15 protein-coding genes are annotated in these 23,444 nt (G+C 72.9%); 4 read left to right on the plus strand and 11 right to left on the minus strand.

Annotated elements, in window-relative coordinates; genetic code table 11:
* Positions 1-43 precede the first annotated feature (43 nt).
* The 3 genes from DV20_RS19385 to DV20_RS19395 all read right to left on the minus strand — a co-directional run bounded on the left by DV20_RS19385 (position 44) and on the right by DV20_RS19395 (position 3,236).
* The gene (locus tag DV20_RS19385; protein WP_043782186.1) at positions 44-838 is read right to left on the minus strand and encodes an MlaE family ABC transporter permease; all 795 of its coding nucleotides are present in this window, start codon (positions 836-838) and stop codon (positions 44-46) included.
* Positions 835-1,575, minus strand: a complete 741-nt coding sequence (locus tag DV20_RS19390) for a hypothetical protein (RefSeq protein ID WP_043782188.1) — start codon at positions 1,573-1,575, stop codon at positions 835-837. The genes DV20_RS19385 and DV20_RS19390 overlap by 4 nt, the downstream gene beginning before the upstream one ends.
* A gap of 110 nt (positions 1,576-1,685) precedes the next feature.
* Entirely contained in the window at positions 1,686-3,236 is a 1,551-nt protein-coding gene (locus DV20_RS19395; RefSeq protein ID WP_043782190.1) for a DUF6801 domain-containing protein, read from the minus strand.
* 251 nt (positions 3,237-3,487) lie between these two features.
* On the opposite strand from DV20_RS19395, the gene DV20_RS19400 reads away from it, so the two are divergent.
* Together DV20_RS19400 and DV20_RS19405 are read left to right on the plus strand one after the other, a co-directional pair.
* Positions 3,488-4,423 carry an ATP-binding cassette domain-containing protein gene (locus tag DV20_RS19400; protein WP_043782193.1) on the plus strand — a complete coding sequence of 312 codons (936 nt, stop codon included), beginning with the start codon at positions 3,488-3,490 and terminating at the stop codon, positions 4,421-4,423.
* Complete coding sequence (locus DV20_RS19405; RefSeq protein ID WP_043782195.1) at positions 4,420-5,253, plus strand: ABC transporter permease; 834 nt, start codon at positions 4,420-4,422, stop codon at positions 5,251-5,253. Before DV20_RS19400 ends, DV20_RS19405 begins: the two co-directional genes overlap by 4 nt.
* 136 nt (positions 5,254-5,389) lie before the next feature.
* Here DV20_RS19405 and DV20_RS45890 read toward each other — a convergent pair whose 3' ends face one another.
* From DV20_RS45890 to DV20_RS19430, 5 genes are read right to left on the minus strand one after another with little or no spacing between them, the layout of a single operon-like run.
* Positions 5,390-6,523, minus strand: coding sequence for a glycosyltransferase (locus DV20_RS45890; protein ID WP_235190887.1), 1,134 nt, complete (start codon positions 6,521-6,523; stop codon positions 5,390-5,392).
* Positions 6,499-7,275 carry an alpha/beta fold hydrolase gene (locus DV20_RS19415; RefSeq protein ID WP_043782197.1) on the minus strand — a complete coding sequence of 259 codons (777 nt, stop codon included), beginning with the start codon at positions 7,273-7,275 and terminating at the stop codon, positions 6,499-6,501. The genes DV20_RS45890 and DV20_RS19415 overlap by 25 nt, the downstream gene beginning before the upstream one ends.
* On the minus strand, positions 7,263-7,553 hold the full coding sequence (locus DV20_RS19420) for a phosphopantetheine-binding protein (RefSeq protein WP_043782199.1): 291 nt from the start codon (positions 7,551-7,553) through the stop codon (positions 7,263-7,265). Before DV20_RS19420 ends, DV20_RS19415 begins: the two co-directional genes overlap by 13 nt.
* A complete protein-coding gene (locus DV20_RS19425) occupies positions 7,550-11,341 on the minus strand; it encodes a beta-ketoacyl synthase N-terminal-like domain-containing protein (RefSeq protein WP_051736051.1) in 3,792 nt (1,263 codons plus the stop codon). Before DV20_RS19425 ends, DV20_RS19420 begins: the two co-directional genes overlap by 4 nt.
* 20 nt (positions 11,342-11,361) lie before the next feature.
* Positions 11,362-17,181 carry a type I polyketide synthase gene (locus DV20_RS19430; RefSeq protein ID WP_043782201.1) on the minus strand — a complete coding sequence of 1,940 codons (5,820 nt, stop codon included), beginning with the start codon at positions 17,179-17,181 and terminating at the stop codon, positions 11,362-11,364.
* A gap of 205 nt (positions 17,182-17,386) precedes the next feature.
* Here DV20_RS19430 and DV20_RS19435 point away from each other — a divergent pair, with 205 nt between their 5' ends.
* Complete coding sequence (locus tag DV20_RS19435) at positions 17,387-18,172, plus strand: SDR family oxidoreductase (RefSeq protein ID WP_043782203.1); 786 nt, start codon at positions 17,387-17,389, stop codon at positions 18,170-18,172.
* Between the two features lies 1 nt (position 18,173).
* Positions 18,174-19,139 (plus strand): aldo/keto reductase, encoded by a 966-nt coding sequence (locus DV20_RS19440; protein ID WP_043782204.1) that lies wholly within the window; start codon positions 18,174-18,176, stop codon positions 19,137-19,139.
* Here the strand turns inward: DV20_RS19440 and DV20_RS19445 are convergent.
* The 3 genes from DV20_RS19445 to DV20_RS44090 all read right to left on the minus strand — a co-directional run bounded on the left by DV20_RS19445 (position 19,136) and on the right by DV20_RS44090 (position 23,396).
* Positions 19,136-21,745, minus strand: a complete 2,610-nt coding sequence (locus DV20_RS19445) for a CHAT domain-containing protein (protein WP_043782205.1) — start codon at positions 21,743-21,745, stop codon at positions 19,136-19,138. The genes DV20_RS19440 and DV20_RS19445 overlap by 4 nt on opposite strands.
* Positions 21,746-21,838: 93 nt before the next feature.
* On the minus strand, positions 21,839-21,997 hold the full coding sequence (locus DV20_RS45895; protein ID WP_167344386.1) for a hypothetical protein: 159 nt from the start codon (positions 21,995-21,997) through the stop codon (positions 21,839-21,841).
* Between the two features lie 530 nt (positions 21,998-22,527).
* Positions 22,528-23,396 (minus strand): IS5 family transposase gene (locus DV20_RS44090; protein WP_235190703.1). Its coding sequence is split into 2 segments (ribosomal slippage): positions 22,528-23,022 and positions 23,025-23,396, totalling 867 coding nucleotides; the frame shifts between segments, so codons are not numbered across the junction.
* Between the last annotated feature and the right edge of the window lie 48 nt (positions 23,397-23,444).

A 23,444-nucleotide genomic window follows, 5' to 3' on the forward strand; every position in this document is an offset into this window, starting at 1 on the left:
CGAGGTCGAACAGCCGGTCGCCGGGTTTGCCGAGGATGGCCACTCAGGTTCCCTTCGCCGGGACCAGCTGCAGGTACAGCGCGGTGAGCACGGTGTTGACGAAGAACAGCAGCAGGAACGTGATGACGACGGACTGGTTGACGACGTCGCCGACACCCTTGGGGCCACCCTTCGGGTTCAGGCCGCGGTAGGCCGCGACGACCCCGGCGAGGTAGCCGAAGATGACGGCCTTGATCGAGCTGACGACGAGGTCGGGCAGCTGCGCGAGGGCGTTGAAGCTGGCCAGGTAGGCACCGGGGGTGCCGCCCTGGACGATCACGTTGAAGAAGTAGCCGCCGAGCACCCCGACCACGCTGACCAGCCCGTTCAGCAGCACGGACACCCCGACGGCGGCCTGCACGCGCGGCACGACCAGCCGCTGGATCGGCGAGACGCCGAGTACCTCCATCGCGGCGATCTCCTCGCGGATGCTGCGCGCGCCGAGGTCGGCGCAGATGGCGCTGCCGCCCGCGCCGGCGATGATCAGCGTCGTCACGATCGGGCTGGCCTGCTGCACGACGGCCAGCACGCTCGCCGCGCCGTTGAACTGCTGGGCGCCGATCTGGCTGGTGAGCGAGCCGAGCTGCAGCGAGATGACCGCACCGAACGGGATCGACACGAGGATCGCCGGCGTGATGGACACGCTGGCGATGAACCAGAACTGCTGGACGAACTCCCGCACCTGGTACGGGCGGCGGAGCATGGCGAGCAGGACGTCGAGTCCCATCGCGCACATCCGGCCGAACTCGCGCAGGCCGTTCGCGGCCTTCTGCGGCGCCTCGCTGAGGAACGTCGTCATGGCTGCTTGCACCCGGTGCTGAAGCAGCGCAGCCGGAGGTTCGAGACGAAGGTGTTGCCCGGCCCGGAAACCAGGCCGGTGAGCAGCCGGCTGACGTCTTCGTGCCCGACGCACCCGGCGAACGACGGCGTGGTGAAGGTCGACGTCACCTTGACCGGCGGTACCGGCGGAGCCGGCGGGGCCGGCGGCGAAATCGGCACCAGTGCCTTGATGTTCACCGCCGCGGACTGGGCCGTCCGGCAGTCCGGGCCGACGTCGAGCGGTCTACCGTCCACTTTGACGTCCGAGAGCTTGATGAACACCTTCGCGGTCACGTCCGTGTCGGCGCAGATGTTGGTCTGCGTGGCCTTGCAGTCCTTGTCCTTGCCGGTGTGCACGGTCGCTGTCCCCGTGGCGTCGCCGTCCGGGATGATCTCGACCCGGCCGGTGGTGGGCATGAACCGGAACGCGACGAAGTAGCCGTTCGCGGGTGGGATGTTCAGCTTGCCGGTGATCGGCACGGTGCTGGTCAGGCCACCGAGGAAGCCGTCGAAGGTGCCCGGCGGGAAGGCGATGTCGGACCCGAGCTTGGCCACGTGGCTCGTGGTCGGCTGCTGCGCGTCCCCGAGGTTGAAGCCGAAGGGAGTTTGCGTGGCCGCCGCCTGCTGCGGCACGGGCTCGCCGGGCGCGGCTTCCGCCGCGCCCAGCGAGAACGCGCTCAGCACCAGCACGAGCGGCAACGAGAACCGAGTCAGCATCCGGACTTCCTCATCGAAGGTGATCCTTTCCGAAGCTACTGACGATTCTCGTTGTGCCACAAGGGTTTTCGTATTCTTGTCACGCGGATCTGCGTTTCCGCGTCACGACCTCACTTCTTCGTGAGGGTCACGTCCAGCTTGTTGCCGGGGCCGGAGGTGATGCCGGTGATCAGCCCGGTCAGGAAGCCGCAGCCGGTGAACCGCGGGATGCCGTAGGTCGCGGTCAGCTTGCCGCCCTTGAGCGGGTCGAAGCCGGGCGCCGAGGTCAGTGGGACGTTCGCGGGCTCGACCGTGTGGCACGACTTCGACGACAGGATCGGGAAGCCGAACACGCGGACCTTGGTGAGCTGGACGTCGATCCGGGCGTCGGCCTTGACCGCGCCGGCGGCGAGGGTGCCGGTGATCGCGCCGACCTGGTTCAGCTTCACCGTCGCGGACGCCGGGATGAAGCCGAGGACGCGGAAGTACACGTCCGACTTCGGCAGCGCGAGCTGGGCGCCGAACTTGCCGGAGGCCGCGTCGAGCTTCGCGTCCAGGGTGCCGGGGCCGAGGGGCAGCGTGGCGTGCAGCTGCTTGAGGACCGACTTGCCCTGCAGGGAGTACTTGACCTCGATGCCGCCCGGCGGGTTGGTCGGCTGGGTCGTCGGCGTTGTCGGCTGGGTGGTCGGGGTCGTGGGCTCGGTCGTCGGGGTGGTCGGGGTCGTCGGCTCGGTGGTCGGCGTCGTCGGTTCCGTCGTGGGCGTCGTCGGCTCCGTGGTGGGAGTCGTCGGTTCCGTCGTCGGAGTGGTCGGCTCCGTCGTGGGCGTCGTCGGCTCCGTGGTGGGAGTCGTCGGCTCCGTCGTCGGAGTCGTCGGCTCCGTCGTAGGCGTCGTCGGCTCCGTCGTCGGAGTCGTCGGCTCCGTCGTCGGAGTCGTCGGCTCCGTGGTCGGAGTCGTCGGCTCGGTCGTCGGAGTGGTCGGAGTCGTCGTCGGGGTCGTCGGCTCCGTGGTCGGGGTGGTCGGCGTCGTGGGCGTGGTCGGGGTGGTGGGCGTCGTCGTGCCGCCCGCCGGCTTGATCTCGAACGTGCCCAGCTGCTGGTTCTGGCCCGGGACCGCGACGCAGTCCGAGGTGAACGTGCCGAGGTCGGTCGGCTGGCCGTCGGCGGTGCGCGGGGTCATCGTGGTGCTGAAGTTCCCGACCGTCACCGACGCGGTGCCGGGGCTGGGGAACGTCACCGCCGGCGCCTTGCCGCTGCTCTTGACGTGGAACGCGCCCGACGGCGGCACCGGCGTCGAGCCGATCGTCAGCGGCAGGTTCAGGTTCAGGGTCCGGTCGACCGGGTACTTAAGCACGGCCGCGGCCTTGGCCGAGCCGTCCAGCGAAGTGGCGCCGACCAGGGCGAGGCCCTCGGTGGCGGTCTCCGGCACGGTGACGTCGACGTCGAAGGTGATCGGGGTCGACGCGGCGCCGGCGACGGCGTTGTCGGGCAGGTTGGTGTCGATCTTCACCGACAGCACCTGGTCGCCGATCAGCGGGAACGGGCAGTTGTAGTTCAGCGTCAGGCTCACCGGCGCGGCCTCGCTCGGGCCCGCGCCGACGAGCGCGACCGTCGCCGCGACCGCGGCGGCGGTTCCGGCGGCCAGGCCGAAGGCGGGCTTTCTCGACTTCCACGAAAACTTCACGGGTCGTCACCTCGGGAAATGGGGGAATTTCGGCAAAGCTACCTCCGTGTTTCCGGGCGAACAAGCGGCCACCGATTCTTTGTCACGCGCAGGGGATCGCCCCGATCAGGAAGAGTCACGCAGGTCAGGCCTTATCACGCGGGTGCCATCCGATTCCGCGAAAACTGTCACGCGCACGGCGAATGGTGACGATCTTCTTGCTCGCCACGCCTCGGTCCCGTTACCTTTTCCCGGGCAGGAAAGGAGCGGCCATGTCCCAGCCGGTCATCGCCGTGACGGACCTCGCGAAACAGTACGGCGAAGTCACCGCGCTCGCCGGGATCAGCCTCACCGTCGCCCGCGGCGCGGTGCTGGCGGTCCTCGGCCACAACGGCGCCGGGAAGACCACCCTGATCGACATCCTCAGCACGCGCGTCCGGCCGAGCGCGGGCACCGCCCGGGTCTGCGGGTACGACGTCGTGCAGCGCGGCCGCGCGGTCCGGCGGCGGATCGGGGTGACCGGGCAGTTCGCCGCGGTCGACGACGCCCTGTCCGGCCGCGGGAACCTCGTGCTGATCGCCCGGCTGCTGGGCGCCCGGCCCCGGCAGGCGCTCGCGCGGGCCGCCGAGCTGATCGCGGCCTTCGGCCTCGAAGACGCGGCCGACCGCCCGGCCGGCACGTACTCCGGCGGGATGCGGCGGCGGCTGGACCTGGCCGCCGGCCTCGTCGGCGCGCCGCAGGTGCTCTTCCTCGACGAGCCGACCACCGGGCTCGACCCGGTGAGCCGGGCCGGGTTGTGGACGATCGTGGAGGGCCTCGCGACGCGCGGCACCACGGTCGTGCTCACCACCCAGTACCTCGAGGAGGCGGACCGGCTGGCCGACCACGTCGTCGTCCTCGGCCTCGGGCACCTCACCGTGTCGGGGACGCCGGCGCAGCTGAAGGCCCGGCTCGGCACCCGCACCGCGACGTGCACGTTCGGCACCGAGCTGGCGTTGCGGCGCGCGGTGGACGCGTTGTCGCGCCTGGGCCTGGCGGCCGGGCGCGCCGGGCTGGTGCTCACCGTGCCGCTGTCCGGCCCGGGTGACATCCCGGTGGTGGTGCGCGCGCTCGACGCGGCGGGCGCGCCGCTGCGGGACCTGACGGTGACCGAGCCGACGCTCGACGACGTCTACCTGTCCCTGCACCGGACGGCGGCCGTGTCATGACCCCGTCCCGGCACCGCGCGGCCGTCGCCGCGCTCGGCGATCCGGCGGCCTGGCCGGAACCCGGGTTCTGGACGCAGGTCCGGGTGCTGACGGCCCGATCGCTGCGGACGGCGTTCGGTGACCGGCGGCTGGTGTTCTTCGGCCTGCTGCAGCCGGTGGTGCTGCTGTTGCTGTTCAGCCAGGTGTTCAGCGGCGTCGGCGCGCTGCCGGGTGTCGCGGAGTACCAGGGCTACGTCAACTTCCTGGTGCCCGCGACCCTGGTCAACATCGCCATGACGACGGCGATGAGCTCGGGCGCGGGCCTGCTGGCCGAGATCTACGGCGGCTTCACCGGACGCCTGCGCTGCCTGCCGATCTCGCTGTTCTCGGTCCTGGTGGCCCGCACCCTGGCCGACTCGGCGCGGCTGGGCGTCCAGCTGGTGGTGACGGCCCTGGCGAGTGTGGCCTTCCTCGGGTTCCGCCCGGCGGGCGGGGTGCCGGGCCTGGGGCTGGCGCTGGTTCTGACGCTGGTCGTCGGCTGGTGCCTGAGCTGGGTGTTCGTCGCGATCACGACGTGGCTGCGCAAGGCCGAGACCCTTCAGGCGGCGTCGTTCGTGGTGATGTTCCCGCTGATGTTCTCCTCGAGCGCGTACATGCCCCTGGACACGATGCCGGCGTGGGTCCGCACGGTTTCGGCGGTCAACCCGCTGACGTACGCGATCGACGCCACCCGCGCCCTGGCCCTGGCCCGCCCCCTCGGCTGGTCCCTCCCGGCGGCGCTGCTGATCGCCGCCGCAGCCGCGGCGGCGGGCTCCTTCCTGGCGGCCCACACCTTCCGCGCCCACCCGTGATCAGAACGCCAACTCGCGTGATTGGAGGGTCAACTCGCGTGATTGAAGGGTCGACACGACCCCGGCCGCCGCCCACGCCGTGTCGACTCTCTGATCACGCGTGTCGACTCCTCAATCACGCGTGTCGGCCTCTCGATCACGGGTGGGCCAGGGATTCCAGGTGGGTGGCCGCTTCTTCGGCTCCGCCGGCGGCTTTGAACGACTCGCGGATCTTCTCCGCGCCGAACCGGTACTGGCCGGCCGACTCGATCGCGTCGCGGATGTCGGCCGCCTTGGCGCGGTCGAACCGCAGCCGCACGCCCGCCGACGCCGCCACCACCTGCTGGGCCAGCATCGACTGGTCGTCGCGGATCGGGGCGACCGCCAGCGGGACGCCGGCCGCCAGGGCTTCGCAGACCGTGTTGTGGCCGCCGTGGCAGACCACCACCGACGCCCGCGCGAACACCGCCACCTGCGGGATCCACCGGGCCACGGTCACGCTCTCGCTCACCAGCGAGCCCGTGGGGTCCACCACCAGCCCCCGCACGGACGGCAGTCCCGCCAGCGCGTCGACGCTCTCGGCCAGGAAGCGCGTCCCCGCCGCGTCGTTCGACGTCCCCAGGGTGACCACGACCAGCGGGCGATCGTCCGCCGGGGCCCACCCGCCGCTCGCGGGGGACAGCACGGGCCCGACGTACGCCACCGGCACCGCCAACCGGCATTCCCCGGCCAGCGCGCGGGTCGTGAACGCCAGCACCAGGTGCGGCGAGAACCGCAGGTCCCCGAGCAGGACGCCGTGGCGGGCGCGAAGCCCGGCCTGGAGGTCGGAGACCCAGGACGCGATCTTCGGCAGCGACCCGAGCGGGTCGGCCAGCTCGGTCGACGTCGACGCCGAGGTCGCCCACGGCAGGCCGCACCGCGCGGCCACCAGCGCCCCCGCCATCGCCTGCTGGTCCACCACGACCACGTCCGGCCGGAACGAAGAGACGGCCGAGAGCACCCCGGGCACCATCGCGTCGGCCAGCGGCACCAGGTACGACTCCCACAGGTACTTCAACGCGGCGAACCCGCGCAGCCCCGGCGGCCGCAGCGCCACGGCGAACGGGGCCGAGTCCCCCGCCGAAAACACCCGGCCGGAGACCAAGGTGGACAGTTCCGGCTGCGGCCCGCACCAGGCCACCTGGTGGCCGCGCGCGGAAAGCACCGAAGCCACCCCGCGCAACGGCGCCACGTGCCCGGCCAGCGGCGGCACGACCAGCAGGAACTTCACGCCGCGTGCCGTTCGATCCACGCGAGCACCAGCTCGCGCACCTGCCGGTGCTGCTCCACCAGCACCGAATGCCCCTGTCCCTCGAACACGTGCAGCTCGCCGTTCGGCAGCAGCGACGTCAGCGCTTCGAGGTCGTCGGCCTGGTAGCCGTGACTGCCCAAAATGGACAGCACCGGGCAGCCGATCGCCGCCACCTGCTCCCAGCTGAGCAACGGCCCGAGCGGTACCTCCTCGGCCATCTTCGTCGACGTGATCCGCTCGGCCGCCATCCGCGCCAGCCGCCGGTGGTGCGCGCTGAAGTTCGCCTCGATCCAGTCGAAGCTCTCCTCGACCTGCAGGAACCGCACGGTGTGCGCGAGGATCGCGCTCATCTTCTCCGCCCACACCTCGGTCGCGGGCTCGGACTCGATGCACACGATGCTGCGCACCCGCGAAGGATGGGCGACGGCGTAGCTGTAGGCGAGCGTCCCGCCGAAGCTGTTGCCCACCAGGTGCACCGGCCGGTCGACGCCGAGCTGCCGGAGCAGGTCGTCGAGGTCGGCGACGAAGTCCCCGAGGGTGTACCCGCGTTCCGGCCGCTCGGTCTTGCCGTGCCCGCGCAGGTCGTAGCTGATCACGTCGATGCCGGCGGCGGCGACCGGCGGCGCCAGCGTGAGGTAGAAGCTCGCCAGGCTGTCGGTGCCCATGCCGTGCAGGAAGACCACGGTCTCGGTGCCGCCGGCGGGGACGAGCTGCACGTTGGTGCGCAGCCCGTTGACGGTCATCGTGGGCACGTGCGCTCCCCCACGAACCGGGCGATGTCGCCGACGGTCAGGCCGATGACGTCGTCGAGGTCCTTCTCCGCCAGGTGCTCGGCGAGGTTGACGTCCGCACCGAAGTGCTCGGAGAGGATGCTCGCGAAGGTCACCAGGTCGATGGACTCCAGCTGCAGGTCCTCGTGGAACGTCGTGTCCGGGGTGATCTCGATGCCGAGCACCTCGGCGTCGCCGACGAGCTCGGCGAGCAGCTCGGCGACGACGTCGAACGTGGCGGACGCGTGGTCGATGGTCATGAAGTGCTCCTGACGTGTGCGATGGCGGTGTCGCCCTTCAACTCGGCCGAGACGGTGAAGCGCGGCAGGTTCCGGTGCCGTCCGGACACCGTGCCGTCGTCGTGGACGCGGATTTCCGCCGGGTAGACGGGTTCGCCGAGCCGCGCGCGGACGGCGTCCTTCACGGCGATCCGTTCCAGCAGCCAGCCGCGTTGCCGCCGCGGCGGGACGGCCGCGAACTCGGCGCGTTCCTCGCCGCTGAGGTAGACGCCGGCGTAGATGTCCCGCGCGGCGACCGTGGGCCAGCGGTCGGTGACGGCGACCGAGCCGTCGTCCCGCCGTTCGGCCAGGAGGTGCTCCGCCGGGAACGCGTAGACGCGGTGGGCCGCGCGGTCGCAGGGGAACCGGACGTCCCGCCAGCCTGCGATGGTCGCCAGAACGTCACCGCCGGAGACGAGCTCGGCGTCCATCTCCAGGACGTCCGGCCGCGGCAGCCGGACCCGCACCAGGCACTCCAGCCGCGTCCCGGGCGCCGGTTCGGGGCCGTGCCAGGTCAGCCGGCCGATCGAGCGCGGGAACGCGAGCAGGCCGTCGGACCGGGTGGCCATCAGCCAGCAGCCGAGCAGCTGGCCGACGTTGTCGAGCAGCCCGCCGGGCGCTTCCGGGACGACCAGTTCGCCGCGGATGTGCTGCTCGCCGAGCCCGGTCAGCCGGGCCAGGCCCTGGTAGGCCGGGCCGTGGAACATCTCGCGCCGCGCGTAGATTTCGGCCGCGCTCAGCGGCGGCGTGGTCTCCGGCCCGGGCACCGCGGTCCGCGACGGCGGTGGCGCGAACGTCCCCAGCTCGACGGTCATCAGCGCGTACGGCCCGATTTCGACGGTCACGTGGTCGCCGTCGCGGGTCATCGACAGCGGCACCCGCTGCGCCGGGGCGGCGATGAGCCAGCGCGAGAACACCGCGTCCCGCACCGCGACCGCCGTCGTGCCCGGCCAGCTGCGCTCGGCCGCCCGGCAGGCGAGGTCGACCAGGGTCGTCGCGGGCACCACCGGCCGGAAGTCGGCCTCGTCGGGCCAGTCGTCGCGCTGCCGGAAGAACCGGTGGTCGCGCAGGTTCGGCATGGCCGCCACCGAGACGTCCACAGTGGACTCAACACGGCGGCGGGCGGCCGCGACGACGTCCGCCGCGGCCTGGCGGGTCTCGGTGAGCAACGCGGTGAACTCGGCGACGATCGGGTCCGGGACCCCGGCGGCCAGGCTCGGCTCGTCCAGCAGGCCGCGAGCCGATTCACCCAGCGAGAGCAGAGAATTCCCGGTCGTGAGCCGGATCCGCCGCGGTTCCAGCGCCGCGAAATCGGGGTCGCCGCCTTCGGTCCACAGCGCGGTGGTGAGCCGTCGCAGCTGCGCCAGCCCGGACCGGGTGCCGGACGCCGCCGCGACGACCAGGTGCCGCCGCTCGCCCAGCGTGTCGGTGACGAACGAGCCGAGCTGCCCGGCACCGACCTGGACGAACACCCGGAACCCGGCGTCGTGCAAAGCTTCGGTCAGCTCCCGGAACCGGACCGGGCGCAGCAGGTGGTCCAGGTAGAGCCGGCGGACGTCGTCCGGGTCCGCCGGGTACGGCCGCGCGGTCGTCGCCGACCACACCGGCAGCTTCGGGGCGCGCAGGTCCAGGTCGGCGACGAGCCGGGCGAAGGGCGCGAGGTGCGGCCGCATCAGCGGGGTGTGGAAGCCGGACCGGAACGGCAGCGTCGTCGCCACGATCCCGGCCGCCCGGCAGGTCGCCGCGAAGTCCGCGACGGCGGACGGCGGCCCGCACACGATGGTCTGCTGAGCCGCGTTCTCGTGGGAGATGACCAGGTCACCGGGCAACAGCCCGGCCACCCGCGCGGCCGGGGCGCCGAGCACGAGGTAGTCCGCCTCGGGCAGCCGGAAGCCGTCCGGCCAGTAGCGCGCCACCGCGTCCGGCGCCGCGGTGTACATCCCGGCGGCCTGCATCGCGGTCCACTCCCCGACGCTGTGCCCGGCGAGCGCGTCCGGCCGGATCCGCAGCCGCCGCAGGACGTCGTCGAGCAGCAGCCCGGCCGCCGACACGCTCGCCGCGCGGTCGAGCACGCTCGCCGTCGACCACCGGGGCCGGTCGAGGCCGAAGTGCCGGGCGACGTCGTCGAGCCGCGGTTCGCCGCCGGCCTCGAGTCCCGGGTGGACGAACGCGGTCTTCCCGCCGGGCAGCAGCGGGTCGACGCTGCACCAGACGTCGCCGGCGCCGTGCCACGACCGGCCTTCGGCCGCCACCTTGGCGAGCACCCGGCGGGCGGTGGCCAGCTTGCGCTCGTCGGGGCCGACGATCCCGATCCGGCACGGGCCGTCGCCGTCGCCGGGCCGGTCGAGCCGGTCGAGGAGTTCCGCCGGCGTGCGCGCGGCCAGGCGCAGCACGCGTTCCGGCTCGCCGACGCGCACCCGCCGCTTCGGTGCCGGGTCGCCGGCTTCCAGCACGACGTGAGCGTTCACCCCGCCGAAACCGAACGCGTTGACCGCGGCCACGCGGGGCAGCGCACCCCACGGCTCGGCCTCGGCCAGCACCCGGAACCGCGTCTTGTCCAGCAGCGGGTTCGGGTCGGCGCAGTGCAGGGTCGGCGGCAGGACGCCGTGGTGCAGCGCGAGCGCCACCTTGACCAGCCCGGCGACCCCGGCGGTCGGCAGCGTGTGCCCGATCATCGACTTGACCGAGCCGATCACCGCCCGCGGGCCGTCCGCCGGGCCGAAGAAGCCGGCGACGGTGGTCAGCTCGGCGGCGTCCCCGGCGGGCGTGGCGGTGCCGTGCGCCTCCAGCAGGCCGATCTCCGCGGGATCGCGCCCCGCCCAGGCCCGCCGGAGCGCGAGGGTCTGCCCGGCGACGGACGGGCTGAGCAGGCTCGCCCCGCGCCCGTCGCTCGACGTGCCGCTGCCGTGGACCACGGCGTAGACGCGGTCGCCGTCGCGGCGGGCGTCGGCCAGCCGCTTGAGCACGACGATCGCCGTGCCCTCGCCGATCAGCATGCCGTCCGCTTCGCGCGACAGCGGGCTGATCCGCTGGCTCGGCGACAGCGCGCCGAGCTGCGTGAACAGCGACCACAACGTGTCGTCCTGCGTCTGGTGCGCGCCACCCGCGAGGACGACGTCGCAGCGGCCGCGGGTCAGCTCGCCGATCGCCTGGTCGACGGCGACCAGCGAGGACGCGCAGGCGGCGTCCACGGTGTACGCCGGGCCGCCGAGGTCGAGCCGGTTCGCCACGCGCGCCGCGGCGAGGTTCGGCACCAGCCCAGCGGCCGTCTCGGGCCGGAACTCGCCGAGCGGTTCGAGCAACGCCGTCCGCAGCCGCTCGAGCACGGCGGGCCCGGCCGACGGCATCAGCTCGCCGACCGTGCGGGTGATCTGCCGGACCGTGCGGACGCGCTGGTCGAAGCCCTGCAGCCCGGGCGAGAGGTACCCGCCGCGGCCGAGTACGACGCCGATCCGCTCGGGGTCGCCGAGCCGGCCGAGGCCCCCCGCGTCCGCGACCGCGCCGACCGCGACGGCCAGCGCCGTCAGCTGGTCGGGCTCGGTGCCCTCGAGGGACGTCGGCGGGACGCCGTGGGCGACCGGGTCGAACTCCAGCGTGTCCGGGGTGAAGCCGCCGCGGCGGCCGTGCGTGCGGTCCGGCGCGGCGCCGTCGCGGCCGTGGAAGCCGGGGTCGCGGCGGTGCGGCGGGACGTCGGTGACGGCGTCGGTGCCCGCCACCAGGTTCCGCCAGTACTGGTCCAGTGTGGACGCGCCGGGCAGGAACACGCCCATGCCGACGACGGCGACCGGGGTCACCACAGCGACGCCGTGTAGAGCACCGAACGGTCCGTGCCGTAGGCGAGCTCGCGCAGCAGGGCGGCGGTGGCCTCAGCCGGGTCGAGCAGGGCGACGTCCCGGCGTTCGTACTCGCGCGCCAGCTCCGGCGACACCATGCCGGCGTGGTCGCCCTCCGGCGCCCACGGTCCCCAGTGGACGGTGACGGCGCGGCCGGGCCAGGCTTCTCCGAGGGTTTCGAGAGCGTCGTTGGCGGCGGCGTAGTCGGTCTGGCCGCGGTTGCCGAGCACCGCGGCGATGCTGCCAAAGAACGCGACGAACCCCGGCGCGGCGTCGAGCGCGTCGAGCAGAGCCCGCGCACCGTCCACCTTGGTCCCGAAGACGGTCCGGAACGACTGCTCGTCCTTGTCCGCCATGAGCTTGTCGTCGATCACCCCCGCGGCGAAGACGACGCCGTCGAGCCGGCTGGGGAGGTTCTTGACCAGGCGCCGCACGGCGTCGGGATCGCGCACGTCGAGCGCGGTGTATCCCGCGGTCCCCCCGGCGGCACGGATCTCGTCGAGGGTGCGGCCGATCTCGCGCTGGGCCAGGACGGTCCGCACGTGGCGTTCGATCTCGGCGACCGAGCCGCCGCGCCCGGCCAGCACCGCGCGCATCGCCGTGGGGTCTCCGGGCAGGTCGTCCGGCTCGCCCGGCCACGGGGTCCGCCCGGCGAGTTCGAGACGGCAGCCGGAGGCGGCGAACGCGACCGCCGCGCGGGCGGTGATCCCGCGGGCCCCGCCGACCAGCAGCACCACCGAGTCCGGGCCGAGGCCCAGCGCGGCGAGTTCACCGCCGCCCGGACCGGCACCGGCGTAGGCGATCGACGGGAGGTCCGCCGGCCGCGGCTCGATGGTGAAGCGGCCGGCGGCGTCGTGGCCGACGACCGCCGGGCCGTCGCTGAGGGCCTCGTCGACCAGCGTTTTGGCCACGTCCTGGGTGACCTCGACGAGCCGCGTCACGCCTTCGCGCTCCCGCGCGGCCGACCGCACCAGGCCCCGGAGCCCGGGCACGGTGTCCGGCTCCGCCGCCACGAGAACCGTCCCCCGCAGCGCCTTGAGCCGGGTGAACACGTCCGTGAGGTCGCGCGCGAACAGCACGGTGATGTCCGCGTCCCCGGTGACGACCTCCGCCCCGGCCGCGGCGAAGGCGGCGCGCACGGCGTCGTCCGGTGCGGCCACGGTCTTCCCGCGCAGCCGCCCGGGATCCGGGTCCAACGGTACGGGCACCCGTTCGAGCCGGTACCGGCGCGGCGGGGCGGCCGGCGGTTCCGGTGACAGCCAGCTTTCGAGGTGCGCGACGAGGGCGTCGGCCGTGCGGTCGCGGCTGAGCTGGTCGGTGCGGTCGTCGGCGGGCAGGCCGAGCCGGGACAGCAGGGTGCCGGCGATCTCGGTCCGCTTGATGGAGTCGATCGAAAGGTCGGCTTCGAGGTCGAGGTCGGCGGCGATCATGTCGGCCGGGTAGCCGGTGCGTTCGCTGATCACGCCGATCACGGTGCTCATGACGTCGGCGGCCGCGGGTTCCGGTGCTCGCGCCGGCTCCGCCGCGGTTTCCGCTGTCCGTTCCGCTGTTCGTTCTGCTGTCGGCTTTTCCGGGACGACCGGAAGCGAGGCGGGGGCGGGCGCGCTGCCCAGGTAGCCGAGCATGACCTCCCGCTGCGCCGCGACGAGCTCGCGGGTGGTGCGCAGGAAGTCGACGATCGCCTGGTCGCGCCCGGGTGCGGGCTGGGTCATGGCGGTACTCCGGATTCGTCGGGCCGGGGGCAGGGCGGTCGTGCCGGAGCCGGGCGCGCGGACGGACCGCCCGTCGACGGCCCAGGCGGTCGGGGACGGTGCGGGCGGCTTCGGCCGGGCCAGCCGCTCGGTGCGGACGCCGACACCGGCTTCGGCGAGTTTCTTCAGCGCGGCGAGGAAGCCGGCGAGGTCGGGCCCGCAGGCGACGACGGTGTGCGGCCGGTCGCCGAGGATGTCCTTCACCAGCCGCGACAGCACCCGCCCGGGCCCGGCCTCGACGAAGGTCCGCGCCCCGGCCTCGTACATGGCTTCGATCTGGTCGAGAAACCGCACGGGGGCACCGATCTGCGCGGCGAGCTCGTCGCGGACGTCGTCTCGGTACGGCTGGGCGGTCCGGTTGGCCCACACGGGTTTCCGCGGTGCCGTCACGTCTTCCCCGGCGAGCTCTCGCGCGAAGACCTCGCCGGCGCCGGCGACCAGCGGACTGTGGAAGGCGCAGGAGACGGGGATTCGCTGGGCGCTGATGCCGGTCTCCGCGAGCCGCCGGACGGCCCGTTCGACCGCGGCCACGGGCCCGGACAGGACCACCTGCTCGGGCGCGTTGTGGTTGGCGACGACGACGTCGGGGCCGATGAGGGTGGCGGTGAGCGCATCACGCGGCGCCTTGACGGCCGCCATGGTCCCGGGCCGGGCGACCTGGGCGATGGCGTGGGCACGGGCCCGGCTGAGGCGCAGGAGGGTCTCGGTGCCGAAGGCCCCGGCCACGGAGAGCGCGACCAGCTCGCCGTAGCTGTGCCCGGCGAGGAAGTCGGGGTGGACACCGAGTTCGCCGAGAAGCCGCGCCACGGCGACTTCGACGAGCCCGAGGGCCGGCTGGGCCACGCGGGTGTCGGTGAGCGCGGCTTCCTGCGCCTCGACCGCCTCGGCGGAGAAGGCCTTGGGCGGGAAGGCGGCGGCGGCGACGTCGGGCGCGAGGCGGAGGGTTTCGGCGAGCTCGGGGAAGTGGACGAAGAGCTCGGTGAGCATCCCGGTGCGCTGACTGCCTTGGCCGGGGAAGAGAAAGGCGACCTTGCCGGGATCGGCTGCGGCCGCGCCGAGTCCGGTTCCGCCCGCGCGAACCTCGCCGCCACCCCGTCCGGCCTGCGGCCGGTTCCCCTCCACCGTGCGTTCCAGCTCGGCCAGGGCCTTCTCCGCCTCCGGTGCCCAGTCCCGCAAGCCGTGCCGACGGTCCGGCGCCACCGGGGCCGCCCCCAGCACCGCGTGGAAGTTCGTCCCGCCGAAGCCGAAGGCGCTCACCCCCGCCAGCCGGGCCGGGTCGGCCCACGGGCGGGCCTTCGTCGTGAACGTGAACGGGCTCGCCGCCGCGTCCCAGGCCTCGTTCGGTTTCGTCAGCTGCAGCGTCGGCGGGACCACCTCGTGCCACAGCGCCAGCGCCGCCTTGATCAACCCCGCCAGGCCCGCCGCGCACTTCGTGTGGCCGATCTGGCTCTTCACCGAACCCAGCGCACACGAACCCGGCTTCGCGCCGGCCTCCGTGAAGAAGCCCGTCAGCGTGCGCAGCTCCGTGGCGTCGCCCACCACCGTTCCCGTGCCGTGCGCCTCGACCAGGCCCACGTCCGCCGGCGACACCCCCGCGTCCCGGTACGCCCGCTCCAACGCGCGGCGCTGACCTTCCGGGCGGGGTGCCGTCAGGCCGAGGGCCTTGCCGTCGCTCGCCGCGCCGACGCCCTTGACCAGTGCGTAGATCCGGTCGCCGTCGCGCTCGGCGTCGGACCGGCGCTTGAGCACCAGGCACGCCACGCCCTCGCCCAGTGCGATGCCGTCGGCCGCGGCGTCGAACGGGCGGCAGCGGCCCGTCGGCGACAGCGCTCCCGCCGAGGTGAACATCAGGTAGTCGTGGATGCCGTTGTGCAGGTCGACCGCGCCGCACAGGACCAGCGAGCTCGTTCCCGCGCGCAGTTCCTTCGCCGCGAGGTCCAGCGCGGCCAGCGACGAGCCGCACGCCGCGTCCACCGTGTAGTTCGCGCCGCCGAGGTCGAGCCGGTTCGCGATCCGGCCGGAGATGACGTTGGCCAGCGTGCCCGGGAACGTGTCCTCGGTCGGTTCCGGCAGCTGCGCGAGCAGTTCGGGCGGCACCTCGTCGAAGTAGCCGTCGAGCAGTGACCGCAGGGTGCCCGCGTTGGCCAGGTCGCCGCCCGCCTCCGCGCCGAACACCACGCTCGTGTGCTCGCGGTCGAAGTCCCGGTTCGCGTAGCCGGCGTCGGCCAGCGCGCGGCGCGCGGTTTCCAGGGACACCAGCTGCGCGGGGTCGATGCTGCCCATCGCCGACGGCGGGATGCCGAATTCCAGCGGGTCCACGTCCAGCGCGGGCAGGAAGCCGCCCCACTTCGACGTCGACTGCCCGAAGTAGACGTCCGGGTCCCAGCGGTTGCGCGGCACTTCGGTGACGGCGTCTTCGCCGCGGAGGATGTTCGACCAGAACGCCGGCAGGTCGCGCGCGCCGGGGAACGTGCAGGCCATGCCGATGATCGCGAGGTCGCCGGAGTCCTCCGGCGCCGGCTCCTCCGGGCGGACGAACGTCGTCCCGGCGGTGACGTCGCGGTGGAGCTCGGCGATCGTCGTCCGGCGGTTCCGCAGGACGGCCACCTGGCCCGCCATGAACATCCCTTCGGCCTGCTGGGTGGCCGCGTCGAGCGCCTCGCCGTCCCGGCGGACGCCCTTGCTGGCCACGCGCAGGCGTCCGGTGTTCAGCTCTTCCAGCCGCTGCCACGCTTCCGGCGTGTCGGCCAGACCGGCTTTGACCTGCTCGAACTCCGCCGTGTACGGGCTGGGCAGGCACCGCGTGCGGTGGCCCGGGGCCGTCTCCAGGGTCACGGTGGCGTCCGCGGCGAGCGCGCGTTCCTGGAACAGCCCGGTGATCGCGCCGTGCGTCACGGCCTCTTCGGTGAACAGGTACGCGGTGCCCATCAGGACGCCGGCGGCGTCGAGCGGCGCGGCCATCGCGGCGACCATGGCCGCCGAGCGGGCGTCGTGGATGCCGCCGGCGAAGAGCACCTCGACGTCCCTCGCGCCGTCGAGAACGGCCAGTTGTTCCTCCCACAGCTCGAAACTCGCCCGCGGGCCGACGTGCCCGCCGCATTCGGCGCCCTCGAAGACGAACCGGCGGATGCCGGCGTCGAGGTACTGGCGGAGCAGGACCGGCGAGGGCACGTGCAGGAACGTCGCGATCCCGTCGGCCTCCAGCGCCTTGGCCTGCCCCGGTTTCCCGCCCGCGACCAGCACGCAGCGCGGCCGTGCCGCCCGGATCGCGGCGAGCTGGGCGACGCGCAGGTCGTCGGGCACGAAGCCGAGGATGCCCGCGCCCCACGGCCGGTCGCCGAGGCGCTCGGCGGTCCGGGCGAGCAGCTCCGCGGTGCGGGCGCCGTTCGCCGTGGCCACCGCGACGAACGGGAACCCGCCCGCGTCGGCGACCGCGGCCGCGAAGCCCGGCTGGTCGCTCACCCGCGTCATCGGGCCCTGGACGACGGGCAGCGCGCTGCCCAGCGTCCGGCACAACCCGGTGCCGAGCCCGGCGGCGGGCACTTTCGCGCCGACGATCCGCGACACGTCCACAGTGGACGTCACCACGACACCCGCCGCACCTCCGGCGAGCGCGCCCACAGCCGTCCTCGGTCCGGCGGCACGGCCCCAGACCGGGACGTCGAAGGTGTTCAGAAGCTGTTGCAGCAGAACGAAGTCACTCAGCTCACCGCCTCGGGCGACGAGCCCCTGAGCGCCGCCGCGGACGGCTTCGGCGGCCGTGACGACGTCCCCGACCTCCGCGAGCGCGCCGGTCCACGGCGCTTTCGTGCGGACGGCGAAGGCGGCGCCGTCCGGGAGCGGGCCGTCGGTTCGCACCGCGTACGGCACCCGCACCCGGGCCGCGACCAGCCGCAGCCGCGCCGGATCGGCGCCGTCGAGGACACCGAGGCCGCCGCCGCGCGCGACCGCGGCGACCACGTCGGGATCACCGACCCCCAGACACCGGAGCCGGCGAGCGTGCGACGGCGGGACGAGCTCGGCCATCGGCGGACCTCCTGTGCGCGGGGCGTTGCGATCTTCAGGAATAACGCACCAGGCACGGGAAACGCAATACTCGTGCTAACGTGCAAAACTGTGGAACAAGCCACGATCAGGACGCTGACCAGCACTTTTATCACCCGCATCGCAACCGGAAAATACATTTCCCGCACGCACGTGACAATTCGACCGTGAAATATTTGGAGCCCGCGTGGAACTGACTGGACGCGTGGTCGCGCTGACCGGCGCGGCACACGGAATCGGGGCCGCCATGGCCCGCCGCTTCGCCGCGGAGGGTGCGGCCGGGGTGGTCGTGTCCGACGTGGACGCCGACGGCGCCGCCCGGGTGGCGGCCGGGATCACGGCCGCGGGCGGCCGGGCCGTCGCGGTGGCCGCCGACGCGACGTCCAAAAAGGACCTGAAGGCCCTGGTCGCGACGGCCCGCGCCGAGTTCGGCCCGGTCGACCTGTTCTGCGCCAACGCGGGCGCCGCGTTCGGCACCGGCGTGCACGCGGCCGACGAGCAGTGGCAGAAGTCCTGGGAGATCAACGTCATGCAGCACGTCCACGCCGCGCAGGCGGTGCTGCCCGCGATGCTGGCGCGCGGCGAGGGCTACCTGCTGATCACCGCGTCGGGCGCCGGCCTGCTCGGCATCCCGGGCGACGCGCCGTACTCGGTCACCAAGCACGCGGCCGTCGGGCTCGCCGAGTGGCTCGCGATCACCTACCGGCCGCGCGGGGTGCGGGTCAGCGCGTTGTGCCCCCTCGGCGTCCGGACGGCGCTGCTGGAACCCGGCATCGCCGCCGGCCACCCGGCCGCGCTGGCCATCGCCGCCGCGGCGCCGCTCATCGACCCCGAGGACGTCGCCGAGGCGGTCGTGCGCGGGCTCGGCGAAGAGGAATTCCTGATCCTGCCGCACGAATCGGTGCGGGAGTCGTTCGCCCGCAAGGCCGGTGCGGTCGACGCGTGGATCGACGAGATGGCCGTGGGAGGCTGACGTGGAGTACCGCAGGGTCGGCGCGAGCGGGCTCGCCGTCAGCGAGATCGCCTACGGAAACTGGCTGACGCACGGCTCGCCCGGCTGCGTCGCCGCGGCGCTGGACGCCGGCGTCACCACGTTCCATACGGCGGCGGCCTGGGACGGCGGCGCCGCGGAGGCCGCGTTCGGGGCGGCGTTCACCGGCGTTCGCCGCGAAGACCTGGTGCTGTGCACCGGCGTGTTCTGGCCGGAAGGCCCGGGCCCGAACGACGCGGGCTTGAGCCGCAAGCACGTGATCGCGTCCCTGGAAGGCTCGCTGCGGCGGCTGCGCACCGACTACGTCGACGTCTACCAGCTGCTGCGCTTCGACTACCGGACGCCGGTCGCGGAGACGTTCCTCGCGCTTTCGGACCTGGTGCGGCAGGGGAAGATCCGGTACGCCGGGACCTCGGAGTGGACGGCCGAGCAGCTGCTGCAGGCCCACGAAGCCGCAGCGCGGTACGACGTGCCGCTGATCGCCAACCAGCCGCACTATTCGATGCTGTGGCGGGTGCCCGAGACCCAGGTGATGCCGGTGGGCGCGCGGATCGGCGTCGGGCAGTTCGCCTCGGTGCCGCTCGCCCAGGGCGTGCTGACCGGCAAGTACCGGGGCGGGCGGATCCCGGCGGGTTCGCGCGCGGCCGGGCCGTCGCACACCCGGCCGTTGCTCATGCCGGAATTGCTGGAGCGGGTGGAGCTGCTGCGCGGCGTCGCGGACGACGCCGGCCTGACGATGGCCCAGCTCGCCCTGGCCTGGACGTTGCAGCACGAGACGGTCGCCGCGGCGGTGACCGGCGCGAGCACGCCGGAGCAGGTCACCGAGAACGCCAAGGCCGCCGGCGTCCGGCTCGACCTCGACGTGCTCACCCGCATCGACCAGCTCCTCGGCAGCTTCGTCCAGACCGACCCGCGGCTCGTGTGGTCGCCGCCGGCCCAGCTGCCCTAGCCGGCGCCGAGGCAGACGAAGGGACGGCGGAACGGGTCGACGGCGATCGCGTCGGCCAGCGCGAGCGCCGGGCTCTCCCGGACGGCCAGTGCGCGGTAGTAGTCGTCCATCGCGGCCGCCGAGGCGAGGTCGCCGACGCGCGACAGGGGCGCGATGACCGTCCGGGAGCCGCTGGCCAGCAGCGCGCTGGCGAAGCCGAGGGCCTCGTCGCCGGGCCGGATCCGGTTCATCGCGAGCTCGCAGGCGGCGAACACCACCTGCCGCGGCGGTTGCCGCAGCCCGGCCATCTCGTGGCCGAACAGGGCGCCGTCGGCGAGCTCGAGCCGGGAGAACAGGGCGTTCTCCGGCTCGTGCGCACCGTGCGCGGCGAAGTGCGCGAGCTTGGCGCCGTCCATCGCGCGCAGCACGGACTTCACGGTGGCCTTGGCGCCGGTCATCGTCTTCGCGGTGCGGTAGTGCGTGGTCAGCTTCTCGAGCTCACCGCGGGCACCGGCCAGCCCGGGTCCGCGGACGAGCACGATCTTGCGGGCCCGGGACGACTTCGTCAGCTCGGCGGCGAGCCAGGCGGTCGCCGACGGCGCGACGACGGTCGGCCGCCCCCGCAGCCCGGGCAGCACCCCCCACGGCACGGCGTAGAGCGGCCCGGTCGGGACGATGACCAGCTCGCGATCGCCGATGACGTCGGCCAGCGGCTGGATGAGCTGGGCGTCGAGCTTGTCGGCCTGCTTGCGCGCCGACGCCATGACGACCTCGGCCAGCCGCTCGGGCAGGTTGTCGGGCGCCAGGGCATCGAGGTCGACGTTGAGCACGCGCGCGGATTCGGCGGCGGCCCCGGCGGACCCCAGCCGCACGAGCCGGCACTCACCCCCGGCCACGACGACGGCGACAAGCTCGTCCCCGGAGGCGGCGAAGCTGACCATGGCCCGTTCACCGAGCCGCGCGACGACCTCGGCGAGGCCGGCGACGGGCCGCGGCCGCCCCCACCGCCCGGTGTGCCACCCGAGCCGCTGCGCTTCCCGCAGCCGTTCGTTGTACTTCGCCCGCAGGCCGGCGATCGGGTGCCCGTCGTGCTGGGCCTCCTGGATGGCCTGCCCGAGCCCCCGCACCTCGGCCACCCGCGCGGCGAGCTCCGGATCGGTTCCGGCGGAGAGCGGTTCGTAGCGGTAGGTCTGCGCCCGCGTCCGTTCGAGCCAGACGAACAGCCGCCGCGCGTCATGCCGGTCGAGCACCAGCTTGACGGCCAGATCGGCGAGCTCCTGCCCGTGCAGGGCGGTCCCGGAGACCAGGTCCAGCCCACCCATCCGATCCCGCACGGCGTCCAGTTCGGTGAGCCCGGACCGGATCTCGGTGAGCGCCTTGGCCCGGTCACCTTGGGCCACGGCGAGCTCGGCCCGGCAGAGCCGGCGAAGCATCCGGTAGTCGATGGGGGTGAGCTGCCCGGGACGCGGGACCTTCTGCAGCGTCTCGACGGCCCGCTTGAGGTTGCCGCGGCGGATGTCCAGCCGCACGGCGAGCATGCGGGCGGTGGCGGCCTGCTCGGCCAGACGGGGATGCTGCATCTTTTCCGCGGTGCGCAGGGCCCGCACGGGCAGCGCGGAGGGCGGTGTCCCGCCCGCCACCGCCTCGCGCACGTCGGCCTGCAGGCCGAGGACGGTCGCGTTGGCGACACAGGTCTGGCACCCCACCCGCAGCAGGAGCCGCCGAGCGGAGGCGGCCGTCTGCCGGGCGAATTCGATGTCGTCGTTCAGCAGGGCCGCCGAGGCCCGCAGCAGCTCCGCGTTGCCGAGGTGGTTGGCGATGCTGGGTTCCGCGGTCATCCGGGCGATCAGATCGTCGAGGTGGCTCCCGGCCTCGTCGGCCAGCCCGGCGGTCAGCAGGGCCTGCGCCTGTTCCATCGACAGCAGGGCGGGTGCTTCGAGATCCAGCGCGCGGTACGCCCGCTCGCTCTCCTCGTACAGCCGCAGCGCCTCCGGCACATCACCGGTTCGCAGCGACAGCGTTCCGAGGATGCGCCGGGCATCGGCGGCTTGCCCCCACAGCTCGTACTTCTCCGACAGCTCCAGGGCCCGGTTCAGGTCCGCCCGGGCCTGGCTCACGTTGCCGAGCTTGGTGTGCACCCAGCCGCGCGAGTAGAGGGTGATGACGAACCCGCGCATCACCGGAGCCGGATCACTCTTCTGAGCGAGCAGGAACTCCTTGTGCTCGAGCGACGCGTCGAAGGAAACGAGACTCTCTTCGTTGCGCCCGACGGTCATCAGGCGCATGGCGTAGTTGTGGTTCAAGGTGCCGTTCAGCTCGGCGCGCAGGACCGGGTCGGCGACGGCGCTGATGAGCAGCCGCACGTCGTCCAGCCCCGCCAGCCCGGCGGCGACGTCCCCCGTGATCTCCGACGACATCCCGGCCAGGGTGCTGGCCACCTTGATCCGCGTGACGAGCCAGTCGGTGCGGTGCTCGTCGGGGACCGGGTGGATCGAATCCAGCAGGCTCATGCCCCGCCGCAGGTGCTTGACCCCCTGGTGGAACCGCCCGAGACACGACGCGTCGGCGGCGGCTTGCTGGAGCGCGCGGACCGACTCGATGACTTCCGGGGGGTCCAGGTTCGTCACAGGCACCCTCTTATGACAGCACAGCCGATGGCAGAAAGAAGCCCGCCTACCGGTCAGAGATCAGCAGGCGGGCGTCGAACAGGCGGCGTGCGATCAGGCGGTGACCTTCTGGTAGCAGCCACCCACGCACTCGGTGTGGACCGGGTGCTCGGTGTGGATCTTGCCGTCCGAGTCGGTCCACTGGACCGTGGGCTCGCTCGGCTGGACGGGCTCCGGAACTTCTTCCGGCTTGACATCCGTGGGCGTCGACATGGTCGATCTCCTCTCCCCTGGGGATCTTCATGGGGACGCTGCCGTGACGGTGAGTCCCCCCGTCGCGAGGCCCTCTCCCCGCGAACGGCCCAATAGTTTCACATCGGAGCAATGATCGGGAGAGTTTTAGCTACGGAAAGTCAGTCCGAAGCGCGTGAGCAGGGTCGATGTCTCGATCGGAACGTCCTAACGAGTGAAGTCTGTAACGACGTCCACTCCGGACGTGCATTCCGGCACCTGGCCGAGCCCCTTCCGAGCCACCGGCAGTCCCGTGTTGCACCGGGTACACAACGTGACAACCGGTCGGCGGCCCGGACCGGGGTGTCCCGTGTGGACGGCCAGACGAGTAATGCGTAACTCGGTCAGGGGTCGTAGGCGGTCAGTGATCGGGTGATGGGCCGGCCGGTGGCGCGGTTGTGCCAGATGGCGGTGGTGAGGGCGAGGAGGCGGGGAACAGCAGTCGGCAGGCCTGTCCGTCTCCGCTCACCACCCGGACTTGCGCATTACTCGGCTAGGAGCTGTCCTGTAAGTCATCGGAGCCAGAGCACGATGGCGGCGATGGTCAGTTCGGCCTGGTAGTAGGCGGCGCGTTTGGCATAGCGGGTGGCTAGGTCACGGAACTGCTTGAGCCGGTTGAAGCACCGTTCGACCACGTTGCGCTGCTTGTAGACCTCAGCATCGAACGTGGGTGGTCGCCCGCCGCGGGAGCCCTTGGCCGCGCGGCGGGTGATCTGATCGTCCCGCTCGGGACTGACGAAGGCGATCCTGCGGTCTCGCATCGCCTGGCGGGTCGAAGGATGCGAATAGGCTTTGTCCGCGATCACCGTCTCCGGCCGGCAGCGTGGCCGGCCCGGTCCGATCCGGGCGACGCTGATGCCATCCAGCAACGGCAGCAACTGCGGGTTGTCACCGGCCTGGCCTGGGGTGAGCAGGAACCGCATCGGCAGGCCACGCCCCTCGACGGCGAGGTGGATCTTCGTGCTCAGCCCGCCTCGGGACCGGCCGAGCCCTTCCCCGTCGAGTGCGAGGGCTTCGATTCCGTCGCTGCATCCCCCTTTTTCCGGGCACCAGCGGCATGCTGGTGGGCCCGGACCACGCTCGAGTCCACCGAGATGATCCATTCGAGGTCGCCGACGGCGTCGTCTTTGACGATCACGCGGTCAAGGATCTTGTTCCAGGTGCCGTCCTTGGTCCACAACCGCAGCCGCTCATGCGCGGTCTTCCACGGGCCATAGCGTTCGGGCAGGTCACGCCACGGAGCACCGGTGCGCAGCTTCCACAGGATCGCATTGATCACCTGACGGTGATCCCGCCATCGCCGCCCGCCGCCCTGCTGCGGCGGCAGCAACGGCTCGATCACTGCCCATGCCTTGTCCGTCAACTCACCGCGACCAACCACCGAACACGACTACCAGAAGACCAGCTCAACCACTTACAGGACACGCCC

The organism is Amycolatopsis rifamycinica (assembly GCF_000695625.1).
Lineage (GTDB): Bacteria > Actinomycetota > Actinomycetes > Mycobacteriales > Pseudonocardiaceae > Amycolatopsis > Amycolatopsis rifamycinica.

What these genes read in the sequence shown, in the direction of transcription:
- DV20_RS19385 (WP_043782186.1), bottom strand. Translation starts at nt 838, where the DNA reads ATGACGACGTTCCTCAGCGAGGCGCCGCAGAAGGCCGCGAACGGCCTG.
- DV20_RS19390 (WP_043782188.1), bottom strand. Translation starts at nt 1,575, where the DNA reads ATGCTGACTCGGTTCTCGTTGCCGCTCGTGCTGGTGCTGAGCGCGTTC.
- DV20_RS19400 (WP_043782193.1), top strand. Translation starts at nt 3,488, where the DNA reads ATGTCCCAGCCGGTCATCGCCGTGACGGACCTCGCGAAACAGTACGGC.
- DV20_RS19405 (WP_043782195.1), top strand. Translation starts at nt 4,420, where the DNA reads ATGACCCCGTCCCGGCACCGCGCGGCCGTCGCCGCGCTCGGCGATCCG.
- DV20_RS19420 (WP_043782199.1), bottom strand. Translation starts at nt 7,553, where the DNA reads ATGACCATCGACCACGCGTCCGCCACGTTCGACGTCGTCGCCGAGCTG.
- DV20_RS19425 (WP_051736051.1), bottom strand. Translation starts at nt 11,341, where the DNA reads ATGGGCGTGTTCCTGCCCGGCGCGTCCACACTGGACCAGTACTGGCGG.
- DV20_RS19430 (WP_043782201.1), bottom strand. Translation starts at nt 17,181, where the DNA reads ATGGCCGAGCTCGTCCCGCCGTCGCACGCTCGCCGGCTCCGGTGTCTG.
- DV20_RS45895 (WP_167344386.1), bottom strand. Translation starts at nt 21,997, where the DNA reads ATGTCGACGCCCACGGATGTCAAGCCGGAAGAAGTTCCGGAGCCCGTC.